The organism is Glaciihabitans tibetensis (genome assembly GCF_003003265.1).
Taxonomy (GTDB): domain Bacteria; phylum Actinomycetota; class Actinomycetes; order Actinomycetales; family Microbacteriaceae; genus Glaciihabitans; species Glaciihabitans tibetensis.
Genome location: NZ_PVTL01000002.1, coordinates 81,208 through 105,620 on the forward strand (window position 1 = coordinate 81,208; position 24,413 = coordinate 105,620).

Below are 24,413 nucleotides of genomic sequence, written 5' to 3' on the forward strand. Positions count from 1 at the left end.
AGAATCCCTTCGGGTAGGGAGGAGCTGGATTTGGGCAGCCTAGGCGAACCGCAACAATGGCGTCCAGGGTTGCCCTTCGGCACGCCCGTGTTGTATGAGAGTCTGTCGACATCCCTCGGAAACATTGGGCTTGCTAGTCTGTACAGACAATCGAACACTGGGCCGCATACGCGATGCGGGAGAGCCCAGCAGCCGCCGAAACTGTCGACTGCCGGGCACCGAAGGAGCAAGCCTCCCTGCCAATCTCTCAGGTCACAAGTACCGCATCGAACTGGCCACTCTGGAAAGAGGATTCCGCGCGCGCAAGCGTGCGACGACATCCCGCCGAAGGTGAAAGCCACGTTTGAGGTCCTTGACCATACGCGCGGTGAAACTCTCAGGCTCGCGACAGAGGGGGAGTTTCATCCGCAGCCCTCGCGCCAGGAGAACTCCGTGACCGCATCGACCGACAACCCCAGTTCCGACAGCCCCGACAGCCCCGACTCGGGCAGCCTCGACTCGGGCAGCACCAGTTCCGACCGCACCCGCCCCGCCAGCACCAGCCCCGACAGCCCGAGTACGGAGCGCCTGTCTCCGCTGCACGCCATCCACGTCGCGGGCGGCGCAAGCTTCACCGACTTCGCCGGGTGGCAGATGCCGGTCAGCTACGGATCCGACCTCGCAGAGCACCACGCCGTGCGCACCGCAGCCGGGCTGTTCGACCTCTCGCACATGGGCGAGATCTTCGTGGTCGGCCCGGAGGCCGCCCAGGCCCTCGACTACGCGCTTGCGGGCAAACTGTCGGCGATCGCAGTGGGCCAGGCGAAGTACAGCCTGTTGCTCACCGTCGACGGGGGCATCGTCGACGACCTCGTCGTCTACCGCACCGGCGACGACCGCTTCCTGGTCGTCGCAAATGCTTCGAACCGGGTGGATGTCGCCCGCGAACTGATCGAACGCAGCGCTGATTTCGCCTGCGAGGTATACGACGAGAGCGACGACATCGCGCTGATCGCGATCCAGGGCCCGCGCGCGCACGAGATCCTGAGCCAGGCTCCCACTGTCGAGATCCCGGGTCTCGATGACCTCAAGTACTACTGGTGCCGTCCGGGAACCTTCGGCGATCGCGGCGAACATGAGCTGCTCGTCGCCCGCACCGGCTACACCGGCGAGGACGGCTTCGAACTCTATCTGTCGCCGGATGCCGCGGCGCAGCTGTGGGAGGCCCTAATGGAAACCGGCGCGGGCAGTGGCCTCGTTGCCGCCGGTCTCGCCAGCAGGGACACGCTTCGCCTCGAGGCCGGGATGCCGCTCTACGGGCACGAACTCGGCACCACCACCTTCCCGGTGCAGGCGGGACTCGGCCGGGTAGTCGCCCTAAAAAAGGAAGGCGACTTCGTCGGACGCCAGGCCATCGAGGCAGGTCCGCCCGCGGACGCCCGCGTGCTGGTTGGCCTCGCGTCCGAGGGTAAAAGAGCCGGTCGCGCTGACTATCTCCTGTTCGCCGGCACCGAGAGCGGCACCGACACCGAGGCACCCAACCCCATCGGCGTCATCACCAGCGGCGCCCTCTCGCCGACGCTTGGCCACCCCATCGCCATGGCCTACGTCGAGAAGGCGCACTCCGAGCCCGGTTCCCCCATTTTTATCGACGTGCGTGGAAAACGGATTCCCGCACACGTCGTATCCCTTCCCTTCTACAAGAGAGAGTCCCGCTGATGGCTGACAAGACAGAACTGAAGTACACCGCCGCGCACGAGTGGATTCTCGTCGACGGAACGACCGCGACGGTCGGCATCACCGACTACGCAGCCGACAAGCTGGGCGATGTCGTCTTTGTCGAGCTGCCCGAGGTGGGCTCCACCGTCGCGTCCGGAACCGTCGTGGGTGAGATCGAGTCGACCAAGTCGGTGGGGGAACTGTTCGCCCCGGTCGACGGCACCGTGCTCGAGGCCAACGAGGCCGTTGTGGATTCGCCCGAGCTGGTCAACAGCGACCCGTTCGGCGAGGGCTGGCTCATCAAGGTGACCTTCGAGACACTGCCCGAGCTGCTCAGCTTCGACGAGTACGCGGCGTTGGTGGCCGAGTAATGCCGTTCAGCTTCGCAGAACGCCACATCGGAACCGACTCCCTGGCCCAGCTGGAAATGCTGTCAGCCGTGGGTTACGACACCGTTGAGCGTTTGGTGGATGCCGCGGTGCCGACGTCCATCCATGCGCTTCCGGTCGCGGCATCCACCATCCCCGCTCCCGCCACCGAGCGCGACGCGCTGAAGGAACTGCGCACCCTCGCCGACCGCAACACGGTGCGCCGCTCGATGATCGGCCTCGGCTACTACGACACAATCACCCCCGCGGTGATCAAGCGCAACGTGCTCGAGAACCCCAGCTGGTACACCGCGTACACCCCGTACCAGCCCGAGATCAGCCAGGGCCGGCTCGAGGCGCTCATCAACTTCCAGACGATGGTCTCCGACCTCACCGGCATGACCACCGCCAACGCCTCGATGCTCGACGAGGGCACCGCCGTCGTGGAGGGGATGCTGCTGGCGCGCCGCGCGTCGAAGTCGACGTCGGCCGTCTTCCTCGTGGATTCCGACGCGCTGCCGCAGACGAAGGCCCTGCTGGCGAATCGGTCGGCGGCAGTCGGTATCGAGATTGTCGAGCTGCCGTTGGCGTCGACCGAGCCCTCAGCTTTGCCCGAGGCGTTCGGTGTCTTTGTGCAGTACCCGGGCGCCTCCGGAACCGTGTGGGACCCGACATCCACCATTTCAGCGGTCAAAAACGCGGGCGGACTCGCGGTCGTCGCGGCCGACCTGCTCGCCCTCACCCTGATCAAAGCGCCGGGGGAGCTGGGGGCGGATGTCGCCGTCGGCACCAGCCAGCGCCTCGGCGTACCGATGGGTTTCGGCGGACCACACGCCGGCTACATGGCGGTGCGCAAGGGTCTCGAGCGGCAACTCCCCGGCCGCCTCGTCGGGGTGTCCCAGGATTCCGACGGCCACCCCGCCTACCGCCTGTCGCTGCAGGTGCGTGAACAGCACATCCGCCGTGAGAAGGCCACGTCGAACATCTGCACCGCGCAGGTGCTGCTGGCCGTCATGGCCTCGATGTACGCGGTCTACCACGGGCCGGACGGGCTGAAGCGCATCGCTCAGCGCATCCACCTCAGCGCCCAGGTGTTCGCGCAGGACGCCGCTGCGGCAGGGTTCACGGTCGAGACGCAGACCTTCTTCGACACGGTGCGGGTTTCCGCCCCGGGCCGCGCCGCCGACATCGTCGAGAACGCGCGCCAGTCCAACATCAACCTTTACCTGGTCGACGAGAACACCATCGGTGTCAGCTTCGACGAGGTCTCGAGCGTCGACGGGCAGCTGGGGCTCGCGGAGGCCTTCGGCTTCACCAGCCGCACGGCGTTCTCGATTCTCACCTCGTCGTTGCCCGTCGAGCTTGAACGCCAGAGCGAGTACCTGACCCACCCGGTGTTCAACACGCACCGCTCCGAGACGGCCATGATGCGTTACCTCAAGTACCTCGCGGACAAGGACTATGCCCTTGACCGGGGGATGATTCCGCTCGGGTCGTGCACCATGAAGCTCAACGCCGCGACCGAAATGGAGTCGATCACCTGGCCCGAGTTCGCCGGACTGCACCCGTTCGCCCCGGAGGCCGACGTCGAGGGCTACCTGACGCTCATCGAGCAGCTGCAGAACTGGCTCGCCGAGGTCACCGGCTACGACTCGGTGTCGCTGCAGCCCAACGCGGGCAGCCAGGGTGAACTCGCGGGCCTGCTCGCGATTCGCGGATACCACCACTGGCGCGGTGACCAACACCGCACGGTGTGCCTCATCCCGTCCAGTGCCCACGGCACCAACGCCGCCAGCGCGGTGCTCGCCGGCATGAAGGTCGTCGTCGTCGCCACCGATGACCTCGGAAACGTCGACATCGCCGACCTGCACGCCAAGATCGCGGAGCACGCCGACGTTCTGGCCGCGCTCATGATCACCTACCCCTCGACCCACGGTGTGTACGAGCACGAGGTCGTCGCGATCTGCGACGCGGTACACGACGCCGGCGGACAGGTGTACGTCGACGGGGCAAACCTCAACGCGGTGCTCGGCTATGCCCGCTTCGGCGAGTTCGGCGGCGACGTCTCGCACCTGAACCTGCACAAGACCTTCTGCATCCCGCACGGCGGCGGCGGCCCCGGCGTCGGTCCGGTCGCGGCGAAGGCGCACCTCGCGCCGTTCTTGCCCGGCCACCCGATGGCACAGCGCGACCTGCTCGCCCACCGGGGAGACCTGCTCGCGAGCGGGGGCGACGAGTCGGCTGGCGGCCACGCCGCGATGCCGGCCCACCACAACATCGTCAGTGCCGCACCCTACGGCAGCCCGAGTATCCTGCCGATCAGCTGGGCGTACGTGCGCATGATGGGCTCCGAGGGACTCAAGGCCGCGACCGGCGCAGCCGTGCTCGCCGCGAACTACGTGGCCGTGCGCCTGCGGGAGCACTACCCCGTGTTGTACGCGGGGGACAACGGTCTGGTCGCGCACGAGTGCATCCTCGACCTGCGTCCGCTCACCGCGGCCACGGGGGTGACCGTTGACGACGTGGCCAAGCGCCTCGTCGACTACGGATTCCACGCGCCGACCATGTCGTTCCCGGTCGCGGGAACCCTCATGGTCGAGCCGACCGAGAGCGAAGATCTCCCCGAAATCGATCGCTTCATCGACGCGATGATCGCCATTAAGAAGGAAGCGGATGCTGTCGCCGCGGGTCGTTGGCCCGCAGACGACAACCCGCTCCACAACGCACCGCACACCGCGCAATCCGTGATCGTGGGGGAGTGGGACCACGCGTACAGCCGGGAGGAAGCCGTGTATCCGGTGTCCTCGCTCATCCGGGGCAAGTACTGGCCGCCGGTGCGCCGCATCGACAACGCGTACGGCGACCGCAACCTGGTCTGCGCCTGCCCGCCGATCGAGGCGTTCGCCGAATAGTCGCGCCGGTCAGGTCTCCGGGCGGGCTGGGTCCGCGGGCCGGCCGGAGTCACTGGCCGGCCGGCCGGGTCTCAACTTATGTCGTTCGCGATGACGAACACACGACGTAAGTTGAGACCTGACCTCTGGTGCTGCGGGTACCCGGTCCTCTAGTATCCGTCCATGACGAGCACAGGGGTGGCGGCAGAGGGCAGGGGCAAGGGACTCGCGCGGGGCCAGCTCGGCCTGATCGGGTCAACAGTGATGGGGCTGGCCAGCACGGCGCCCGTGTACTCGCTCGTCGCGACGCTCGGTTTTGTGATCACGGCGGTGGGGTTCCAGGCCCCGATCGCGTTCATTCTCGCGTTTGTGCCCATGTTCTTCATCGCGTTTGCCTACCGAGAACTCAACCGCGCGGTACCCGACTGCGGCACGACATTCACCTGGGCGGCCAAGGCGTTTGGGCCCCGGGTGGGCTGGCTCGGTGGCTGGGGTATCGCCGTGGCCGGCATCGTGGTGCTGGCGAACCTCGCCCAGATCGCCGGCATCTACTTCTGGATCCTCCTCGGCCAGACCGAGCTGTCGCAGACCGTCTGGGTGACCACGCTCACCGGGGTCGCGTTTATTGTCGCGATGGTCTTCGTCAGCTACCGCGGAATCGAGATCGGCGAACGGCTCCAGAACGTTCTGCTCGGGGTGCAGTACCTGGCCCTCGGATTGTTCGTGATCCTCTCCTTCATCAGCGTTCTCGGATCGAACCCGCCCGCGGCGTCGGTGTTGCCGACGCTCGAGTGGTTCAACCCCCTCGCATTCACCTCGGTGGACGGGTTCACCGAGTCGATACTGCTCGCGCTCTTCATCTACTGGGGCTGGGACACCTGCCTCGCCCTGAACGAGGAAACCAAGGACCCCAAAACGATCCCGGGTCGCGCGGCGCTCATCTCCACCGTCGTGCTCGTCATCACCTATGTACTCGTCACCGTTGCGGTGATGTCGTTCGCGGGGCTGGACGCTCTCGCCGATCAGGACGACGTGTTCCTCGTCGTCAAGGACGCATTGTTCGGCCCGTGGGCGTGGCTGCTGGTACTCGCGGTGCTTATCTCCGCGGTCTCTTCCACGCAGACGACGATCCTGCCCACCGCGCGCGGCACGTTGTCGATGGCGGTGTACAACGCGCTTCCGAAACGCTTCGCCACGGTGCATCCGAAATTCCGCACCCCCAGCTTTTCGACCCTCGTGATGGGCGCGGTCTCGGTTGTGTACTACGTCGCGATGACGATGATCAGCGAGAACTTTCTCGCCGACTCGATCTACTCCCTGGGCCTCGCGATCGCCTTCTACTACGGGCTGACCGGCTACTCCTGTGTCTGGTATTTTCGGCGGGAGCTTTTCGCGACACCATTCAACTTCGTGTACAAGTTTCTGTTCCCGCTGCTCGGCGCGCTCGCCTTGACCGCCGCGTTCATCAAGTCGGCGGTGGACATGCTCGACCCCGACTACGGGTACACCGTCATCTGGGGCATCGGCGGCGTCTTCGTGATTGGCATCGGCTCGCTGCTGTTCGGCGTCGTGCTCATGGTTGTCTGGTCGTTCTTCGGGGCCTCGAGGCCGTACTTCCGGGGCCAGAGCCTGAACGAATCGACCGAGGTCTTGGTGCCGGAGGAAGACGTCGTTTACGGGCGTTCAATCGACGGCGGTCGGGTGTAGAGCGGGCCGCAGGCAGCTCAACGGCGGGGCGCGCGGGCCGCAGCCGGCCGAACGGCGGGGCGTGCGGTCAGCTGAACAGTGCGGGGAAGGTCGCGACGGCCCAGGGGTATCCGACGAAGACCGCGGTATCGATGACCGTGTGCGCCACCACCAGGGGCAGGAGGCGACCGTAACGGGTGTACAACCACCCGAAGAGGAGTCCCATCGCGACGTTCCCGAAGAACGCACCGATGCCCTGGTACAGGTGGTAGGTACCCCGCAGCACGGCGCTGGCGACGATAATTCTCCATGGTCCCCAGCCCAGATCGCGCAGGCGGGAGTACAGGTACCCGATGACGATGACTTCCTCCGTGATGCCGGCGCGCAGCGCGGAAAGCACCAGGACAGGAACCGTCCACCAATAGGCGTCGAGCGCCGTCGGAACCACGGTGACGCTGATGCCGATGGCGCGGCCGGCAAGGTAGACCGCAATGCCGGGAACCCCGACGACGACGGCGAGGCCGAGCCCGCTGAGACCGTCCCGGACCGGTCGGGTGAAGTCGATGCCGAGCGCGCCGAGATGGGGGCGCGCGCTCCGCCAGAGCAGGAAAACCACCAGCGCGACGGGGGCGAGGTCGAAAAACACCGCGAGCAGCTGGTAGATGAGATCGAAGGTGGGGCGGGCGCTCAGCGAGGTGTTGAGCGTGGCCGTCTGCTCGGACAGGGCGGTGGACTGCGTCAGCCGGTTGATGATCGACACGAGCGAGTACACGGCGGAGGCCCCGAGGGAGAGCGCGAGGACGATGCTCACCTCGGCCCAGATGCGGCGCGGCGAATCCAGCGAAACGGGCGCGAAGGCCCTTGTGGCTACGCGCATAGGTACATAAGTGACAGGGTGATCTGCTCCATCCTGCTCATGCTACGCGGGCGTCCGCGCGGGTATCTCAATGCCCGACCGCCACAATACGCAGCTTTTATGCGCACAAAGCGCCCAGGACGCACAATTAGTGCGGCAGACGCAGGATTCCGGCGATCGTGTTGCCGATATGTAACATTTGTCGTCTGGATTTGGTCAGCATGGACCCCCGTTCTAGGGTGAACCTAATCACGCGGCAGAACAGCGTCTTGTTCTGCCGCGTTCATCTTGCACTGGAGGAAAATTGAGATTCAACCGAATCGGCACAGCAGCCGTCGGTCTTGGGCTTGCCACCGCGCTCGTCCTGACCGGCTGTGCGGCGGAGGACGACACTGCGTCGACATCTGCCGAAGGCATCATCACCACCAACGGCAGCGAGCCGCAGAACCCGCTGGTTACCACCAACACCACAGAGGTGGGCGGTGGAAAGATCCTCACGTCGATCTACGCCGGCCTGGTGTCCTACGACGCTGCGGGCGAGATCTCCAACGAGGTCGCCGAGTCGCTCGAAACCGACGATTCGATTACCTGGACCGTGACGCTCAAGGACGGCTGGACGTTCACCAACGGTGAAGCGGTCACCGCGAGCTCGTTCGTGAATGCCTGGAACTACGGCGCGCTGATCACCAACGCGCAGAGCTCTTCCTACTTCTTCGACAACATCGTCGGCTACACCGACGTGAACGCCATGATCGACGACCCGGCCGGAACCCTCGACGAAGACGGCAGCGTCCTCCAGGTACCCGCGCCAACCGCCGAGACGATGTCGGGTCTGACGGTTGTCGACGACCAGACGTTCACCGTCGAGCTGGTTGCCGCCGAGGCTGACTGGCCGCTGCGTTTGGGCTACACGGCGTACATGCCGCTGCCCGAGGTCGCGTTCGAGGACATGGAAGCGTTCGGTGAGAACCCGATCGGTAACGGTCCGTACATGCTCGATGGTGAGGGCGCCTGGGAGCACGACATCGACATCGATCTCGTGGCCAACCCGGACTACGCCGGTGAGCGCGTTCCCGCGAACGAAGGCGTCACGATGCGTTTCTACGCGACCCTCGACGCCGCGTACGCCGACATGCAGGGTGGAAACCTTGACGTGCTGGATGCGGTCCCGGACAGTGCGTTCGAAACCTACGAGACCGAGTTCGATGGCCGCACGGCCAACCAGCCCGCCGCCGTCTTCCAGGCGATCAACATCCCGCAGTACCTCGAGCACTGGACCGGTGAAGAGGGCGAACTGCGTCGCGCAGCGATCTCCCGCGCCATCAACCGTGACGAGATCACGGAGTTCATCTTCCAGGGCACCCGCACCCCGGCAACTGACTTCACCTCCCCGGTGATCGACGGATACTCCGACGAGCTCGAGGGTGCTGAGGTGCTCGAGTACGACGCCGACATCGCCGCTGACCTCTGGGCACAGGCTGACGCGATTGCGCCGTACGGTGACACCGTGTTCGACATCGCGTACAACTCCGACGGTGGCCACCAGGCCTGGGTCGACGCTGCAACGCAGAGCATCTCGAACGCACTCGGCATCACCGCGCAGGGCAAGCCCTACCCGACGTTCGCCGACGCACTGACCGACCGCGCAGCGGGCACCCTCACCGGCGCCACCCGCGCCGGATGGCAGGCCGACTACCCGTCGCTGTACAACTTCCTCGCGCCGAACTACCAGACTGGTGCCGGCTCGAACTACGAGGGCTACAGCAGCGAAGAGTTCGACAACCTGCTCGACGAGGGAAGCGTTGCTCCCGACGTTGAGACCGCCACTGGTTTCTACCAGGACGCACAGGAAGTCCTCCTGAAGGACCTGCCCACCATCCCGCTCTGGTACGCCAACGTGAATGGCGTCTGGGGCGACCAGGTTGACAACGTAGTGTTCGGCTGGGACTCGGTCCCGCTGTACGACGAAATCACCAAGGGCTAATCAGGGCGTACTCTGTTAGACCGCCCGCGAATGTCCGGGACGCACTCTGCGTCCCGGACATTCCGGTGTGAGCCACCGAAATCTACGATTGTGATTTTTATGTTTTTGACCTCAGACGCGAGCCTCTGATGTGGGGGTATGTCGGGCGCAGACTGCTGCAGTTGATCCCCGTCTTTTTTGGCGCCACATTCCTCATTTACTTCATGGTCTTTTCCCTGCCGGGCGACCCCATCGCCGCACTCTTCGGCGAGCGGCCCCCGCCCGAAGCCGTCATCCAGACCATTCGTGAGCAGTACCACCTGAACGACCCGTTCATCGTGCAGTACTTCTACTACGTCGGCGGCATTCTCACGGGCGACCTGGGTACCACGTACTCGGGCAGGCCCGTCAGCGACCTGCTCGTTCAGGCATTCCCCATCACCTTCCGACTCGCGATGCTCGCTCTCGCGTTCGAGGCGATCGCCGGAATCCTGCTGGGCCTCATCGCCGGTCTCCGCAAGGGCAAGTTCTTCGACGGCTCCGCTCTCGTGGTCAGTCTCCTGCTCATCTCGGTGCCGACCTTCGTGCTCGGCTTCATCCTCCAGTACGTTTTCGCGATCCAGCTCGGCTGGTTCAGGACCACGGTCAGCGCTGGAGCGCCCCTCGGAGACCTCGTGCTCCCGGCGTTGGTGCTGGCTTCGGTGTCCTTCGCGTACATCGTGCGGTTGACCCGGGCCAGCGTCTCCGACAACCTCGGTGCCGACTTCGTGCGCACCGCGACGGCCAAGGGGCTGTCGCGGCGTCGGGTCGTCAGCGTGCACATTCTGCGTAACTCGCTGATTCCGGTGGTGACGTTCCTCGGTGTCGATGTGGGTGCGCTGATGGTGGGCGCGATCGTCACCGAAGGCATCTTCAACATCAATGGTGTTGGTGGAACCGTCTACCAGGCCGTGACCCGCGGCGAGGGGCCCACCGTCGTCTCGTTCGTCGCGGTGATGGTCATCATCTACATGCTCGCCAACCTGCTCGTGGACCTCCTCTACGCGGCACTTGACCCGAGGATCCGTCTTGCCAAGTAATAATCTTTCAACCCCGGGGCACTTTGTTGCCGACCTGTCTGACACGCCGATCGCCGCAATCGACACGATTGACGAGTCGGAGAAGGCCAGAAGCAGCTGGTCCGACGCGTGGGACTCGATGCGGGTTCGCCCGATGTTCTGGATCGCCACGGCCCTCATCCTGGTGATCCTGCTGGTCTCGCTGTTCCCCGGACTGTTCTCGCACACAGCCCCGAACAGCGGATGCCTGCTGCCCAACGGAAACGGCGGGCCCGAAGCTGGCCACCCATTTGGCTTCACCCGCCAGGGCTGCGACATCTATTCCCGCGTGATCTTCGGAACCCAGGCCTCGGTCACCGTCGGGTTGCTCGCCACCCTGCTGGTGACGCTGTTCGGCGCCATCGTCGGTGCCCTCGCCGGCTACTACGGCGGCGCGTTCGACGCCCTGGTCTCGCGGTTTGGTGACATCTTCTTCGCGATCCCCACCATCCTCGGCGCGATCGTGCTGATGTCGGTGCTTCCCGACCGCACCTCCATCACGGTGGCTCTGGTACTGGCGATCTTCGCGTGGCCGCAGATCGCCCGCATCATGCGCGGCGCCGTTATCGCGGCGCGCAGCTCCGACTACGTCATGGCCTCCACCGCGCTCGGCGTAAGTAAGCTGCAGATCCTCGTCCGTCACGTTGTGCCCAACGCAATTGCTCCCGTCATCGTTGTCGCAACCACGTCGCTCGGAACGTTCATCGTCGCGGAAGCGACCCTGTCCTTCCTCGGAATCGGACTGCCGCCGAGCGTGATGTCGTGGGGAAACGACATCAGTCAGGCGCGCACCTCCATCCAGACCGCACCCATGGTGCTGTTCTACCCGGCGGCGGCACTGTCCATAACGGTGCTGTCGTTCCTCATGCTCGGCGATGTCGTCCGAGATGCCCTCGATCCTCAGGCACGGGCACGCCGATGACCAAGGAACAGATCATGAGTATTCCGACAGTGGCGGACGAGACATCCGCCCCCCTCCTCGAAATTCGCGACCTTCAGGTCGGCTTCAAGACGCAGCGCGGATTCGTTCCCGCCGTCAAGGGCGTGAACATCACCCTCGGCGCCGGGCAGACGCTCGCGATCGTGGGCGAGTCCGGCTCCGGCAAGTCGACGACCGCGCAGGCGATCATCAATCTGCTGCCGGGTGCTGGCAAGGTCACCGGCGGTCAGATCCTCTTCGAAGGTCGCGACCTCACCAAGATCTCCGCGTCCGAGATGGAGCAGGTTCGTGGCGGGCAGATCGGCTACGTTCCGCAGGACCCGATGTCGAACCTCAACCCGGTCTGGAACATCGGTTTCCAGGTCGAAGAAGCCATCCGCGCCAACAGCAACCTCACGGGCAAAGCCGCGCGCGCACGCACGGTCGAGGTTCTGCAGGAGGCGGGACTCGCCGACGCCGCAGACCGGCTCAAGCAGTACCCGCACCAGTTCTCCGGCGGTATGCGCCAGCGGGTGCTCATCGGCATCGGCCTCTCGGCGCGTCCGAAGCTGCTGATCGCCGACGAGCCCACGTCGGCACTCGACGTGACCGTGCAGCGGACGATCCTCGACCACCTCGCCACCCTGACCCGCGACTACGGCACCTCGGTGCTGTTCATCACGCACGATCTCGGCCTCGCGGTCGAGCGCGCGGAGCAGCTCGTGGTGATGTACAAGGGCCAGGTTGTTGAGGCCGGTAACGCCCGCGAGATTCTGGCGAACCCCCTCCACCCGTACACCCAGCGTCTGGTCGCCGCGGCACCGAGCCTCGCCTCGCGCCGCATCCAGTCCGCGCGGCGCCCGGAAACCACCGACCACATGGCGATCTCCGACATCGGTGCCAGCGATGACACGCTGATCGCCCGGGCGGACAAGCGGGAGGCCGGCGTTCATCCCGACCTCATCACGGTTGATCACCTGTCGAAGATCTACAACATTCGCCAGCGCGGGTTCGGCAAGACCGAATTGCGCGCGGTGGATGATGTGTCGTTCAGCATCGCGAAGGGCACAACCACCGCACTCGTGGGGGAGTCCGGCTCGGGCAAGTCGACCGTGGCGAAGCTGGTTCTCCAGCTGGAGACGATTTCGTCTGGATCGATCACCTTCGATGGAGCGGATGTCGCTGCGCTCAAGGGTGCGGACCTGCTGGCATTCCGGCGCCGAGTGCAACCGGTATTCCAGGATCCCTACGGCTCACTCGACCCGGTCTACAGTGTCGGCAACACAATCGCCGAGCCGCTCATGGCCCACAAGATCGGCGACAAGAAGTCTCGTCAGGCACGCGTCCGTGAGCTGCTCGATCAGGTTGCGCTCCCGGCATCCACCATCAACCGCTACCCGAACGAATTGTCTGGGGGACAACGCCAGCGAATCGCGGTGGCGCGGGCGCTTGCCCTGAAGCCCGATGTGATTGTGCTCGACGAGGCGGTCTCCGCTCTCGACGTGTTGGTGCAGGGGCAGATTCTCACGCTGCTGACCGACCTCCAGGCCGAGCTCGGACTGACCTACCTGTTCATCACCCACGACTTGGCCGTTGTGCGGTTGGTCGCGGACAACGTCTGCGTGATGCAAAAGGGTCGGATCGTCGAAACGGCGCCGACCGACGACGTCTTTGACAACCCGCAGGACCAGTACACGCAGCGTCTGCTGGAAGCCATTCCCGGGGCGCATTTCGCCTTCGCGCGGTAGCCTTCCCGGGCTCCCAGGGTGCCTGACCGGTCGTCTGTCGACCGGTCAGGCACCGTGTCAGGGGCCGTCTGTGCTGCCGGGCAGCCACCGGGCAGCCACCGGGCAGCCACCGGAATCTGCGATCTCGCGGTAGACTGGTCGTGTAGGGCACCGTAGACGAAACCCTGCGGGCCCCAAAGACCCCTTCACCCAGCGTCGACCGCTGCCGTGCCGCTGCTTGAAATATACGCGCGGGCGCGACTAGTGCGAGACGCGTACACCCCACCAAGGACTAGACGCATGGCAATCGCCACTCGCAACGACCTGCGCAACGTGGCGATCGTTGCACACGTTGACCACGGCAAGACCACTCTCGTAGACGCAATGCTCCGCCAGACGAACTCGTTTGACGCGCACGCTCACCTTGAAGACCGCGCTATGGACTCCAACGAGCTCGAGCGCGAAAAGGGCATCACGATCCTCGCGAAGAACACCGCGGTGCTCTACAACGGCATTCACGCCCAGGAGCACAACGACGGTGGCGACATCGTCATCAACGTTATTGACACCCCGGGTCACGCCGACTTCGGTGGCGAGGTCGAGCGCGGCCTGTCGATGGTCGACGGTGTTGTACTGCTCGTCGACGCGTCTGAGGGACCGCTTCCGCAGACCCGCTTCGTGCTGCGTAAGGCCCTCGAGGCCAAGCTTCCCGTCATCCTGCTCGTCAACAAGACGGACCGCCCTGACGCACGTATCGACGAGGTCGTCGCCGAGAGCCAGGACCTCCTCCTCGGTCTCGCCTCCGACATGGCCGATGACCACCCCGACCTCGACCTCGACGCCGTACTCGACGTTCCCGTCGTCTACGCCTCGGGCCGTAACGGTGCAGCCAGCTGGAACAAGCCGGAAGACGGCACGCTGCCGGACAACGCCGACCTCGAGCCGCTGTTCGACGCGATCCTCAAGCATGTTCCCGCGCCGACCTTCGACGACGAGCACCCCCTGCAGGCCCACGTCACCAACCTCGACGCGTCGCCGTTCCTCGGACGCCTCGCCCTCCTGCGTGTCTTCAACGGACACATCAAGAAGGGCCAGACCGTCGCCTGGGTCAAGCACGACGGATCCGTCGTCAACACCAAGGTCACCGAGCTCCTCATCACGAAGGCGCTCGACCGTTTCCCGACCGAGTCTGCGGGCCCCGGTGACATCGTCGCCGTCGCCGGCTTCGAAGACATCACCATCGGTGAGACCCTCGCGGACCCGAACGATGTTCGCCCGCTGCCGACCATCACGGTTGACGACCCGGCCATCTCGATGACCATCGGAACCAACACCTCGCCGATGATCGGCAAGATCAAGGGCCACAAGCTCACCGCGCGGATGGTTAAGGACCGTCTCGACCGCGAGCTCGTCGGTAACGTCTCGATCAAGCTCGTCGACATCGGACGCCCGGACGCCTGGGAGATTCAGGGTCGTGGCGAGCTCGCCCTCGCCATCCTGGTCGAGCAGATGCGTCGCGAGGGCTTCGAGCTCACCGTCGGCAAGCCGCAGGTAGTCGTGAAGTCGGTCAACGGCAAGGTGCACGAGCCCTTCGAGCACCTCACCACCGACGCGCCGGAAGAGTACCTCGGCGCGATCACGCAGCTCCTCGCCGCCCGAAAGGGTCGCATGGAGGGCATGAGCAACCACGGCACCGGATGGGTGCGTATGGAGTTTGTTGTCCCGTCGCGTGGACTCATCGGTTTCCGTACCGAGTTCCTCACCATCACGCGTGGTGCCGGAATCGCCAACGCCGTCAGCCACGGCTACGAGCCCTGGGCCGGTGACATCCAGACGCGCACCAACGGTTCCATTGTTGCCGACCGCGCCGGTGTTGCCACCCCGTTCGCGATGGTCGCGCTCCAGGAGCGTATGTCGTTCTTCGTGCAGCCCACGCAGGAGGTCTACGAAGGCATGGTCGTCGGCGAGAACTCGCGCGCGGACGACATGGACGTGAACATCACCAAGGAAAAGCAGCTCACCAACATGCGCCAGTCCACCTCGGACTCGTTCGAGCGCATGACCCCGTCGCGCCAGCTGACCCTGGAGGAGTGCCTCGAGTTCGCCCGCGAAGACGAGTGCGTCGAGGTCACCCCCGAGTTCGTGCGTATCCGCAAGCTCGAGCTGGCCGCGGGCGACCGTGCCCGCCGTGTCTCGCGCCTGAAGAAGCAGAACGCGTAACCAGAACCGCCGCAGCACACGCACCACACACATGGTCGCCCCGGGATCTCCCGAGGCGGCCATGTGTCGTTTTAGTGACTGCGCGGTCGATCAATGACTGCGCGGTCGATCAATGAGTGCGCGGTCGATCAATGAGTGCGCGGTCGATCGGACGAGTCACGGTTCCTGCCCATTTGCCCAAGCAGGTCCGGTCGGGCACGGAGTCGAAGTGTCGCGTTTTGTCTCTGCCGTCAGCCGAAGTGTCGCGTTCGGTCGATAGCCGTCCGCGAGGTGTCTCGATTCGTCGTAAGTTTTGCTCGAGATACGACTAAACGCGTCACTTCGGGCCCTGGCGCGGGCCTGAGTGGCTTGCACGAGCAGCGACGGGTCACGTTTGGTCGTTCGCGATCGCCGCCCCAGCCGGACTGCTAGCCCTGCCGCCGCCGCCTTCGCCTCGCCGCCGTCAGCCCTGCCGCCGCCGCCTTCTCCTCGCCGTCCTACCTGCTGCCGCCTGCCGCCCGCCGCCGCCTTCGCCTCGCTGCGGTCAGCCCTGCCGCGTCGCCGACCGGTCAGCCGCCCGAGAGGTGAGGCCCCCTGAGAGGTGAGGCTCCCCGAGAGGTGAGGCTCCCCGAGAGGTGAGGCTCCCCGAGAGGTGAGGCTGCCCGAGAGGTGAGGCTCCCCGACAGGGCCGCCGTCGGGGAGGGCGGATGCTGCGCCGATACACTCGATGCATGGTTCTCACCGCTGTCCGTTCTGGAGTCCGACCCGCCCGAAGCATCGCGCCGACCGTTTTGCTCATCGGCGCGCTGCTCGCTGCGCCGGTGCTCGCCGGTTGCTCGGGGGAGCAGGTCCAGTCGATCGTCGGCGACGCGACCGGCGGAACCGTCGACGTCGGGGGCACCACCATCCCCGAGGACTTCCCCGCCGAGATCCCCCTGGCAAGCGGCGAGGTGGCGTCGGCCGGCCGCGTCGGCACCGGCACAGGCAAGGTGTGGAACATTACGATTACGGTGACGGATGTCGCGGCGCCCAGCGTCATCACCGAGCAGCTGACCTCGGCCGGCTTCGCCTCGACGTCGAATCTTCCCGGAGCGCCCGACATCGGCGGTACCGCGGGCTTCGCGAACGACACCTACGCCGTCGCGCTGATCGTCAATGACAACGGCGACGGTACTTTCGCGGCGAACTACACGGTCACCACCATCCCGCAATAGGGAGACGTCGGCTCAGGCGAAAGGTCCGGCCCAGGCGAAGAGCCCCTCTCAGGCGAAAGGTCCGGCCTAGGCAAAGAGCCCCTCTCAGTCGAGAAGTCCCCCTCAGCCGAAGAGCCCGGCCCCGACGAAGCTGCCCTCGCGCGCGCCGGGGGGAACCGCGAAGATGCCGGACCCGACGTGGCGCACGTATTCGTTCATGGCGTCGTTCTTCGCGAGGCTCAGCTGCACGGGCACATACTGCGTTTGCGGGTCGCGCTGGAAGCTGATGAAAAACAGGCCGGCGTTGAGCCGACCGAGGTCGTCGTTGCCGTCCACGAAGTTGTACCCCCGGCGGAGCATGCTCGCGCCGTCGTTATTGGTGGGGTGGGCAAGCTTCACGTGTGAGGCGGGGTCGATGAGCGGCGCGTCCCCGCGTCCCGCCAGGGCGAAGTCGGGTTCCGTGAACTCGCTTCCGCCGCTGAGTGGCGCGCCCTCGCCCTTGGTGCGCCCGATCACTCGCTCCTGTTCGCGCAGCGACGAGCGGTCCCAGGTCTCGATGGTCATGCGGATCTTGCGCGCAACAAGGTAGCTGCCGCCCGCCATCCATCCCGGTCCCTCGGACGAATGGGCCCAGATCGCGGAGTTAACCTGATCGGTGTCTTCGGCGCGCATGTTCGCCGTGCCGTCCTTGAACCCGAAGAGGTTGCGCGGGGTTGTCTGGGCGCGGGTGGTGGATGACGTGCGGCCGAAGCCCAGCTGCGACCACCGGATCGATGCGCGCCCGAAGGCGATCCGGGAGAGGTTGCGAATGGCATGCACGGCGATCTGCGGGTCGTCGCTGCACGCCTGGATGCACAGGTCACCGCCGACGAGGGCGTCGATGAGGGCATCTCCGGGAAAGTGCGGGAGGTCGATCAGCGCGGCGGGGCGCTTGCCGGCGAGGCCGAAGCGGTCGTCGAACAGAGACGGACCGAGGCCGAAGGTGATGGTCAACCCGGACGGCGGAAGGTCGAGGGCCTCGCCCGTGTCGTCCGGCGGCGAGTCATACGGACCGCTGGCTGGCCCGTAGCCGCCCGCACCCAGCCCTGAGGTCATCCGGCTGGCGGCGTAACTCCAGTCCGCCAGCAACTCCGCCAGTTCGTCGCGGCTGATGTCATCGACGTCGAACGCCGCGAAGTGCAGCCGGTCCTGCGCGGGCGTGGTGATGCCGGACTGGTGTTCGCCGAAGAACGGGTAGCTGGCCGCTGCGCCCGAGTGCCCGGGGGCGGCAGCGGCAACGGCATAGGAGGCACCGGCGCCGAGACCCGCACCGACAACGCCGGCACCCGCGAGGGAGAGCAGACCCCTCCGCGAGAGCCCTTTTTTCGGCGAAGCCGGTGTGTCATTCATCGTTCAGTTCCTCGGGTAACGCTGGCCCTAGCCGACCAGCACTGCGGTGAGCTTACTCAGCGGCTCGCTGAGCGCATTCACGCCGTTGGCGAGGTCCTTGACCTGCTCGGTGGTGAGCTCCGTGTACGACACGAAGCCCGCATCGAGGGATCCGTACGCGGCGAGTTCGCTCTGCAGCGCCGTGAACTCTTCGTCGATCTGGGCGACCAGCTCGGGATCTTTGGGCTCGACGATGTCGCGCACGCCCTCGAACGCCACCCGGGCACCCTCGAGGTTGGCCTGGAAATCCCACAGGTCGGTGTGCGACCAGATCTCTTCCTCACCGGTGATCTTGCCGCTCGCGACCTCGTCGAGCAGCCCGATCGCCCCGTTGGAGATGGCGTCGATCGAGACCGTGTAATCCGCCTCGTGGACGGCGTCGTTCAGAGCGCCGGTGTCGGCCTGCAGCAAGTCGGAGAAGTACGCGCGCTCAGCGGCCGTGAGCGGGACGTAGGCCTCGCCGTTGTTGTCCTCCGCGGCTGGCGGCCAGAGATCCTTCTCGATGCGGTGCCAGCCGGTCCACTCCGTGCCCTCCTCGACGTCCGCCTCGCGGAAGTCGATTTTCGGGTCGAGGTCGCCGAAGGACTCGGCAACCGGCTCGATCCGCTCGTAGGAGGCGCGGGTGAGGGCGTACAGCGACCGCGCGGTGTCGTCGTCTCCAGCGCGGTACGCGTCGAGGAACGCTGTTGTCGCCGGAACAAGGGCTTCGATCTGGTCCTTGACGTAGGCGACGTAGTTTGTTGCCGCCGCGGCGGCTGCCTCGGCGTCGTCCCCCGAATCGGCGAGGTCCGCGCCGGAGTCGGTGACCGTGAACGCGGTTCTGCCGATACCGTCCCCGATCATGCCGGGCTTGCACACGGTGTAGTAGTCGCCGGGTTTGGCCTGCACGACCAGGTCTCGCGTGATGCCGGGGCCGATGTTCTCGACCTCCCCGACGATGCGGAGGCCGTCGTCGGCGAGGAGGTAGAACTCGGTGACCTGGTCGCCAGAGTTGGTGATGGTGAACGCGAGGCTGCCGCTCGGCGCTTCAGCCGCGGAGACCGTGCACGAGTCCGCGCTGCTGTCCACGGTGAGGGCGAGTGTGGCCGTGGCATCCCCCTCGGTCGTGGGGTTATTGGGCACGCAGCCCGACAGGGCGAGCAGGGCGACCACGCCGGTCACGAGGCCGAGGGCGGCTCGGATGGGGCGCTGAACCGAACGGCGCTCTGGCGTTGTCGTAGCGGCGGGCTGGGTCATCGGACTCCTCGGGGGATGGGTACTGAGCGTGCAGGAGCGCCGACCTTGGGTGCCTGGCGTCGCACGGAGCGGATAAAGATGGTCATCACGACACCGACGTAGGCAACCCAGGCGATGGCCTCGAGCACGGTGGTGGCGGGGGAAAAGTTGAAAATGCCCTTCAGCAGCGTGCCGTACCAACTGTTCGGGGGGATCGTCGCGCTGACGTCGAAGGCGAGCGTGTAGAGACCGGGCAGGAAACCGGCCTCCTGGAGGTCGTGCACCCCGTAGGCGAGGATTCCGCCGGCGACGATGATGAGAAACACCCCGGTGTAGGTGAAGAACTTCGTGAGGTTGATCGACAGCACGCCGCGGTAGATGAGGTACCCGAGCACGACGGCGGTGGCTATTCCGAGCGTCGCCCACACGAGCGGGAAGTTGTCCTCGCCGGTGGCGCGCGCCGCCGCCCAGATGATGAGGGCCGTTTCAATGCCCTCGCGTCCGACCGCGAGGAACGCCACGAGCACCAGCCCCCACCCCGCGCCGTCCAGATGGGAGTCGACGTCGCTGCGCATCTGCTTCGACAGGTCACGGGCGGCACGCAGCATCCAGAAGATCATCCAGGTGACGAACCCGACCGCGACAATCGACAACATTCCGCCGATGAACTCCTGGGCCGTGAATGAGAGCCCGTACGCGCCGAAGGTGAGGATCGCGCCGAGGCCGAGCGACAGGAGCACCGCGAGAGCGACGCCCAGCCAGATGCGCCGGATGACGTCGGTTCGCCCCAGTTTTTTCACGTACGCGATCAGGATTCCCACCACGAGCGCCGCCTCGAGCCCCTCGCGGAGACCAATGAGGAAGTTTGCGAGCACGGCGGGACCTTTGATTGAGGAGGCGGATGTCGGGGAGCCTGGCGAGCGGATGAACCGGTCAGTGTGACGAAGGTAAGGCTGACCTAACCGACGTGACTCTACCGTCGTATGCCTATCCTGTCCATGAGCCATTGCGAAAGAGGTCAGATGAGCGTGCAGGAACGCGTGTTGTTTGTGCACGCCCACCCCGACGACGAAACCATTGCCAGCGGGGGCACCATCGCCACTCTGGTGGACAGCGGCGCCGTTGTCACCGTCGTCACCTGCACCCGTGGCGAGCGCGGTGAGGTGATTCCGGCATCGCTGCAGCATCTGCTCACCTCAGAAGATGCCCTCGCCGAGCATCGCGAGCGGGAGCTCGCTGCCGCGCTTGCCATCCTCGGCGTGACCGACCACCGGTACCTGGGCGAGGGCAGCGCCCGCTGGGTCGGCCGGGATGCACGCCGCTACCGTGACTCGGGCATGGAGTGGGGCGAGTCCGGGGCCCAGGCGCTGCCCGACCTCGACCCGGACAGCCTGGTTGCCGCCGACTTCGGCGAGGTGGCCTCCGACGTTGCGGCGGTGGTCGCCGACGTTCGACCCGACGTGATTGTGAGCTACAACGACTTCGGAGGGTATGGGCACCCCGACCATATCCGGGCCGCACGGGCCGCCAGGCGAGCCGCCGAGGTGTACAACGTGCCGTATTTCGCGATCGAGCCGCGGGATTCGGCCGCGGCATCCACCCTCGACATCAATGTGGCTGGCGTGCTCGACCGCAAGCGCTCCGCCATGGCCGCCCACGCGACCCAGATCGCCGTCGACGGCGACAGCTTCGCGCTCTCCAACGGCGTTTCCCAGCCGATCGACAGCATCGAACGGTTTCGTCGGGTGCGCCGGGAATATCCGGCGGGACGCGCTCCCTTCGTCGACCAGAGCCTCCCCGTGAAGGTGGTCAGCGCCCTCGTGGGCCTCATTGTCGGCGTCGCCGTCGGGGCCATGCTCACGGTGGCGCACCAGGCCTCGTTCGTTGTTGGCACGGTCACAGTGCCCTACGGCCTCATCATCGGCGTGATCATTTTCGCCTGTCTGTTGGCTGGGCTTCGCCTGATTTTCGGCACCAGGCTCATCGCAGCGACCTGTGCCCTCGGCATTCTGCTGGCCGTCGGCACGCTGTCGTTGCGCAGCGGAGGAGGATCGGTTTTGGTGCCGGCGACCGCGGCCGGATACATCTGGACGGCCGCGCCAACGGTGATTGCTCTGGTTGTGCTCGGTTGGCCGCAGCTTCCGCCCCGGCGGCACGATAAGATTGAAGCTCCCTCCGAAGTGAAAGGATCACTGCCCCAGTGACCTACGTCATCGCCCTTCCGTGTGTCGATATCAAGGACCGCGCGTGCATCGACGAATGCCCCGTCGATTGCATCTACGAGGGTGATCGCTCGCTCTACATCCATCCAGACGAATGCGTCGACTGTGGCGCCTGCGAGCCGGTCTGCCCGGTCGAAGCGATCTACTACGAGGATGACCTGCCCGAGCAGTGGGCGGACTACTACAAGGCCAACGTCGAGTTCTTCGACGACGTCGGCTCTCCAGGAGGCGCGGCAAAGGTGGGCGTGATCCACAAGGATCACCCCGTGATCTCCGTGCTGCCCCCGCAGGGTCCGGCGCACTAACGCCCGCGCTCGCGTCGCAAAGGAACCGCGATTTATGCCCGTGACGTTGCCCGAATTCCCCTGGGACGCCCTCATTCCGTTCGCCCAGACGGCGCGCCGTCACGCCGACGGCATGATCGACCTCTCTGTCGGTTCCCCGGTTGACCCGACGCCCGAACACATTCGGCGTGCCCTGGCCGAGGCGACCGACGCGCATTCATACCCGCTGACCGCCGGCACGGTCGAGCTGCGCGAAGCGATCGTCGCGTGGTACGCCCGCCGTCGCGGGGTGTCCGGTCTGTCGCTCACCGAGGTGCTGCCGTCGATCGGCTCGAAGGAGCTGATTGCGTGGCTTCCGTTGATGCTGGGCCTCGGCGCCGGCGACGTTGTCGTGCAGCCGAGCGTCGCCTACCCCACCTACGCGATCGGTGCGGCGTTGGCCGGTGCGAGCGTGGTGACGGCGGATGATCCGGCCGCCTGGCCCGCGAACACGAAACTGATCTGGCTCAACTCGCCTGGCAATCCCGACGGCAGGGTTCTCGGCATCGCGGGTCTCGCCGCTGCCGTCGCCCGCGCCCGCGAACTCGGCGCCGTTATCGCGAACGACGAGTGCTACGCCGAGCTGAACTGGGCGGGGGACGAGCCGACCCCGTCAATTCTCGACCCCCGTGTGGTCGGCAATTCGACCGAGTCAGTGCTCTCGGTGTATTCGCTCAGCAAGCAGTCCAATCTCGCCGGTTACCGCGCCGGGTTCGTCGCGGGGTGCGCTGCCACCATCGACGCGCTGCTGGCCGTGCGCAAACACGCGGGACTTATCCCGCCGGCGCCCGTGCAGGCGGCCATGGTCGCTGCCCTCGGCGAGGACGAGCACGTGAGCGCCCAGCGCGAGTTGTACCGCTCGCGCCGCGCCCGACTGCTGCCGGCGCTGCAGGACGCGGGCTTCCGCATCGACCACAGCGAAGCAGGGCTGTATCTCTGGGCGACCCGGGGAGAAGACGCCTGGACTACCGTCGCCGCGATGGCAGAACTCGGCATCCTCGTGGTTCCCGGCAGCTTCTACGGCACGGGGGCTCCCCACCACGTGCGGGTGGCTCTCACCACCACCGACGCGCTGATTGACGAGGCCGTCACCCGGTTGCGCGGGTCGTTGGTCTCTACCAACAGAGAAGTCGCCCCAGTATTGACGGATGCAACGGTTACGCCCGCGGGCAATTAGGCTGTGTGCGTGAACGACGCTGAAGACGCTAACGCCGAGAAGGCCACACTCCACTTTCGCGGCGTAAGCGCCGAGTTTCCGATAGTCCGCGCGGTCGACGGGCGGGATGCGATCGACATCTCGACGCTGACCAAGCAGACCGGACTCACGACGCTCGACGTCGGATTCGTGAACACCGCCGCCACACGCAGCGCAATCACCTATATCGACGGCGACAAGGGAATCCTGCGCTACCGCGGCTACAACATCGCCGATGTCGCCGAACACTCCTCGTTCCTTGAGACCGCGTGGTTGCTCATCTACGGGGAGCTCCCGACGGCGGAAGAGCTCGAGGCCTTCGACAAGCGGGTGCGCAGGCACACCCTCATCCACGAAGACCTTCGCCGCATCTTCGACGCGCTTCCTCACGACGCGCACCCCATGTCGGTGCTCTCCAGTGCCGTCTCCGCGCTGTCCACGTACTACGAGAAGTCCCGCGGGGTCAACGATCCCGACGAGATCGAACTCTCCACGATTCGCCTCCTCTCGAAGCTGCCGGTCATCGCTGCCTACGCCCACAAGAAGAGCCTCGGGCACGCCTTCCTGTACCCCGACAACAGCCTCAGCTTCGTCGACAACTTTCTCCGCCTGAACTTCGGCACCATGGCCGAGCCCTACGTGGTCAACCCGGTCGTCAGCAAGGCGCTCGAGCGCCTGCTCATCCTGCACGCCGACCACGAGCAGAACGCCTCCACCTCGACGGTACGCCTGGTCGGATCGACCGAGTCGAACATCTTCTCGTCGATCTCCGCCGGTATCAACGCGCTCTACGGCCCGCTGCACGGTGGCGCCAACGAGGCCGTGCTCGAGATGCTGCAGGAGATCAAGGACTCCGGCGAGGGAGTCGAGAAATTCGTCGAGCGGGTCAAAAACAAGGAGCCCGGTGTTCGCCTGATGGGCTTCGGCCACCGGGTGTACAAAAGCTTCGACCCGCGCGCCCAGCTGGTCAAGGAGAGCGCAGACGAGGTGCTCGAGGCGCTCGGCGTGCAGGACGACCTGCTCGACATCGCGAAGGAGCTCGAGGCGGTCGCCCTCGCCGACGAGTACTTCATCTCGCGCAAGCTGTACCCGAACGTCGACTTCTACACGGGGGTCATCTACAAGGCGATGGGCTTCCCCCCGCGCATGTTCACGGTGCTGTTCGCCATCGGACGCCTGCCCGGCTGGATCGCGCACTGGCGTGAGATGAACGACGACCCCGCGACCCGCATCGGACGCCCGCAGCAGCTCTACACGGGCTCACCGGCGCGTGAATGGCCCGAGGGTCGCCCGGAGGGCCACCAGTAGCACGCACGGCGGCACGGGCGCGCTGAGGTTGGCTCAGCGCAGCCCGCTCCCGCTCCCGCTGGCCTGGCGCGCGACGCGCCCGCCTGACGCGCCCGCCTGGCGCGCGACGCCCGCCTGACGCGCCC

18 protein-coding genes and 2 riboswitches are annotated in these 24,413 nt (G+C 65.9%); of the genes, 14 read left to right on the forward strand and 4 right to left on the reverse strand.

What is annotated here, in order from left to right; genetic code table 11:
• Positions 1–166: 166 nt before the first annotated feature.
• A riboswitch (glycine riboswitch) is annotated at positions 167–274 on the forward strand.
• 1 nt (position 275) lies between these two features.
• Positions 276–398: riboswitch (glycine riboswitch) on the forward strand.
• Between the two features lie 169 nt (positions 399–567).
• The 4 genes from gcvT (at position 568) to B0I08_RS04215 (ending at position 6,664) form a co-directional block, all read left to right on the forward strand.
• Positions 568–1,698 carry a glycine cleavage system aminomethyltransferase GcvT gene (gene gcvT, locus B0I08_RS04200; RefSeq protein ID WP_219905618.1) on the forward strand — a complete coding sequence of 377 codons (1,131 nt, stop codon included), beginning with the start codon at positions 568–570 and terminating at the stop codon, positions 1,696–1,698.
• A complete protein-coding gene (gcvH, locus tag B0I08_RS04205; protein ID WP_106210177.1) occupies positions 1,698–2,069 on the forward strand; it encodes a glycine cleavage system protein GcvH in 372 nt (123 codons plus the stop codon). Before gcvT ends, gcvH begins: the two co-directional genes overlap by 1 nt.
• On the forward strand, positions 2,069–4,978 hold the full coding sequence (gcvP, locus tag B0I08_RS04210; protein ID WP_106210179.1) for an aminomethyl-transferring glycine dehydrogenase: 2,910 nt from the start codon (positions 2,069–2,071) through the stop codon (positions 4,976–4,978). The genes gcvH and gcvP overlap by 1 nt, the downstream gene beginning before the upstream one ends.
• Positions 4,979–5,140: 162 nt before the next feature.
• Complete coding sequence (locus B0I08_RS04215; RefSeq protein WP_106210181.1) at positions 5,141–6,664, forward strand: APC family permease; 1,524 nt, start codon at positions 5,141–5,143, stop codon at positions 6,662–6,664.
• Between the two features lie 67 nt (positions 6,665–6,731).
• Here the strand turns inward: B0I08_RS04215 and B0I08_RS04220 are convergent, their stop codons facing one another.
• A complete protein-coding gene (locus B0I08_RS04220; protein WP_106210183.1) occupies positions 6,732–7,520 on the reverse strand; it encodes a CPBP family intramembrane glutamic endopeptidase in 789 nt (262 codons plus the stop codon).
• A gap of 283 nt (positions 7,521–7,803) precedes the next feature.
• On the opposite strand from B0I08_RS04220, the gene B0I08_RS04225 reads away from it, so the two are divergent.
• The 6 genes from B0I08_RS04225 to B0I08_RS04250 all read left to right on the forward strand — a co-directional run bounded on the left by B0I08_RS04225 (position 7,804) and on the right by B0I08_RS04250 (position 16,618).
• Complete coding sequence (locus tag B0I08_RS04225) at positions 7,804–9,483, forward strand: peptide ABC transporter substrate-binding protein (RefSeq protein ID WP_106210185.1); 1,680 nt, start codon at positions 7,804–7,806, stop codon at positions 9,481–9,483.
• A gap of 128 nt (positions 9,484–9,611) precedes the next feature.
• Positions 9,612–10,541, forward strand: a complete 930-nt coding sequence (locus tag B0I08_RS04230) for an ABC transporter permease (protein ID WP_106210187.1) — start codon at positions 9,612–9,614, stop codon at positions 10,539–10,541.
• Positions 10,531–11,481, forward strand: coding sequence for an ABC transporter permease (locus B0I08_RS04235; protein ID WP_106210189.1), 951 nt, complete (start codon positions 10,531–10,533; stop codon positions 11,479–11,481). Before B0I08_RS04230 ends, B0I08_RS04235 begins: the two co-directional genes overlap by 11 nt.
• Before the next feature lie 14 nt (positions 11,482–11,495).
• Entirely contained in the window at positions 11,496–13,226 is a 1,731-nt protein-coding gene (locus B0I08_RS04240) for a dipeptide ABC transporter ATP-binding protein (protein WP_219905611.1), read from the forward strand.
• A gap of 279 nt (positions 13,227–13,505) precedes the next feature.
• Positions 13,506–15,425 carry a translational GTPase TypA gene (typA, locus tag B0I08_RS04245; RefSeq protein WP_106210193.1) on the forward strand — a complete coding sequence of 640 codons (1,920 nt, stop codon included), beginning with the start codon at positions 13,506–13,508 and terminating at the stop codon, positions 15,423–15,425.
• Between the two features lie 710 nt (positions 15,426–16,135).
• Complete coding sequence (locus B0I08_RS04250) at positions 16,136–16,618, forward strand: hypothetical protein (RefSeq protein WP_106210195.1); 483 nt, start codon at positions 16,136–16,138, stop codon at positions 16,616–16,618.
• A 102-nt stretch (positions 16,619–16,720) separates the two neighbouring features.
• On the opposite strand, the gene efeB is transcribed toward B0I08_RS04250, so the two are convergent.
• The 3 genes from efeB to efeU are packed head-to-tail and all read right to left on the reverse strand — an operon-like array spanning position 16,721 to position 20,115.
• The gene (efeB, locus tag B0I08_RS04255; RefSeq protein ID WP_106210197.1) at positions 16,721–17,986 is read right to left on the reverse strand and encodes an iron uptake transporter deferrochelatase/peroxidase subunit; all 1,266 of its coding nucleotides are present in this window, start codon (positions 17,984–17,986) and stop codon (positions 16,721–16,723) included.
• 27 nt (positions 17,987–18,013) lie between these two features.
• A complete protein-coding gene (efeO, locus tag B0I08_RS04260; RefSeq protein ID WP_106210199.1) occupies positions 18,014–19,261 on the reverse strand; it encodes an iron uptake system protein EfeO in 1,248 nt (415 codons plus the stop codon).
• The gene (gene efeU / locus B0I08_RS04265; protein WP_106210201.1) at positions 19,258–20,115 is read right to left on the reverse strand and encodes an iron uptake transporter permease EfeU; all 858 of its coding nucleotides are present in this window, start codon (positions 20,113–20,115) and stop codon (positions 19,258–19,260) included. Before efeU ends, efeO begins: the two co-directional genes overlap by 4 nt.
• A gap of 147 nt (positions 20,116–20,262) precedes the next feature.
• Between efeU and B0I08_RS04270 the strand changes: the two genes are divergently transcribed.
• The 4 genes from B0I08_RS04270 to B0I08_RS04285 are packed head-to-tail and all read left to right on the forward strand — an operon-like array spanning position 20,263 to position 24,288.
• A complete protein-coding gene (locus B0I08_RS04270; RefSeq protein ID WP_181243215.1) occupies positions 20,263–21,444 on the forward strand; it encodes a PIG-L family deacetylase in 1,182 nt (393 codons plus the stop codon).
• Positions 21,441–21,767: a ferredoxin gene (gene fdxA, locus B0I08_RS04275; protein ID WP_106210205.1), complete on the forward strand. Its 327-nt coding sequence runs from the start codon at positions 21,441–21,443 to the stop codon at positions 21,765–21,767. Before B0I08_RS04270 ends, fdxA begins: the two co-directional genes overlap by 4 nt.
• A gap of 34 nt (positions 21,768–21,801) precedes the next feature.
• Positions 21,802–22,962 (forward strand): succinyldiaminopimelate transaminase, encoded by a 1,161-nt coding sequence (gene dapC, locus B0I08_RS04280; RefSeq protein ID WP_106210207.1) that lies wholly within the window; start codon positions 21,802–21,804, stop codon positions 22,960–22,962.
• A gap of 9 nt (positions 22,963–22,971) precedes the next feature.
• Positions 22,972–24,288 (forward strand): citrate synthase, encoded by a 1,317-nt coding sequence (locus tag B0I08_RS04285; protein WP_106210791.1) that lies wholly within the window; start codon positions 22,972–22,974, stop codon positions 24,286–24,288.
• The last annotated feature ends 125 nt before the right edge of the window (positions 24,289–24,413 follow it).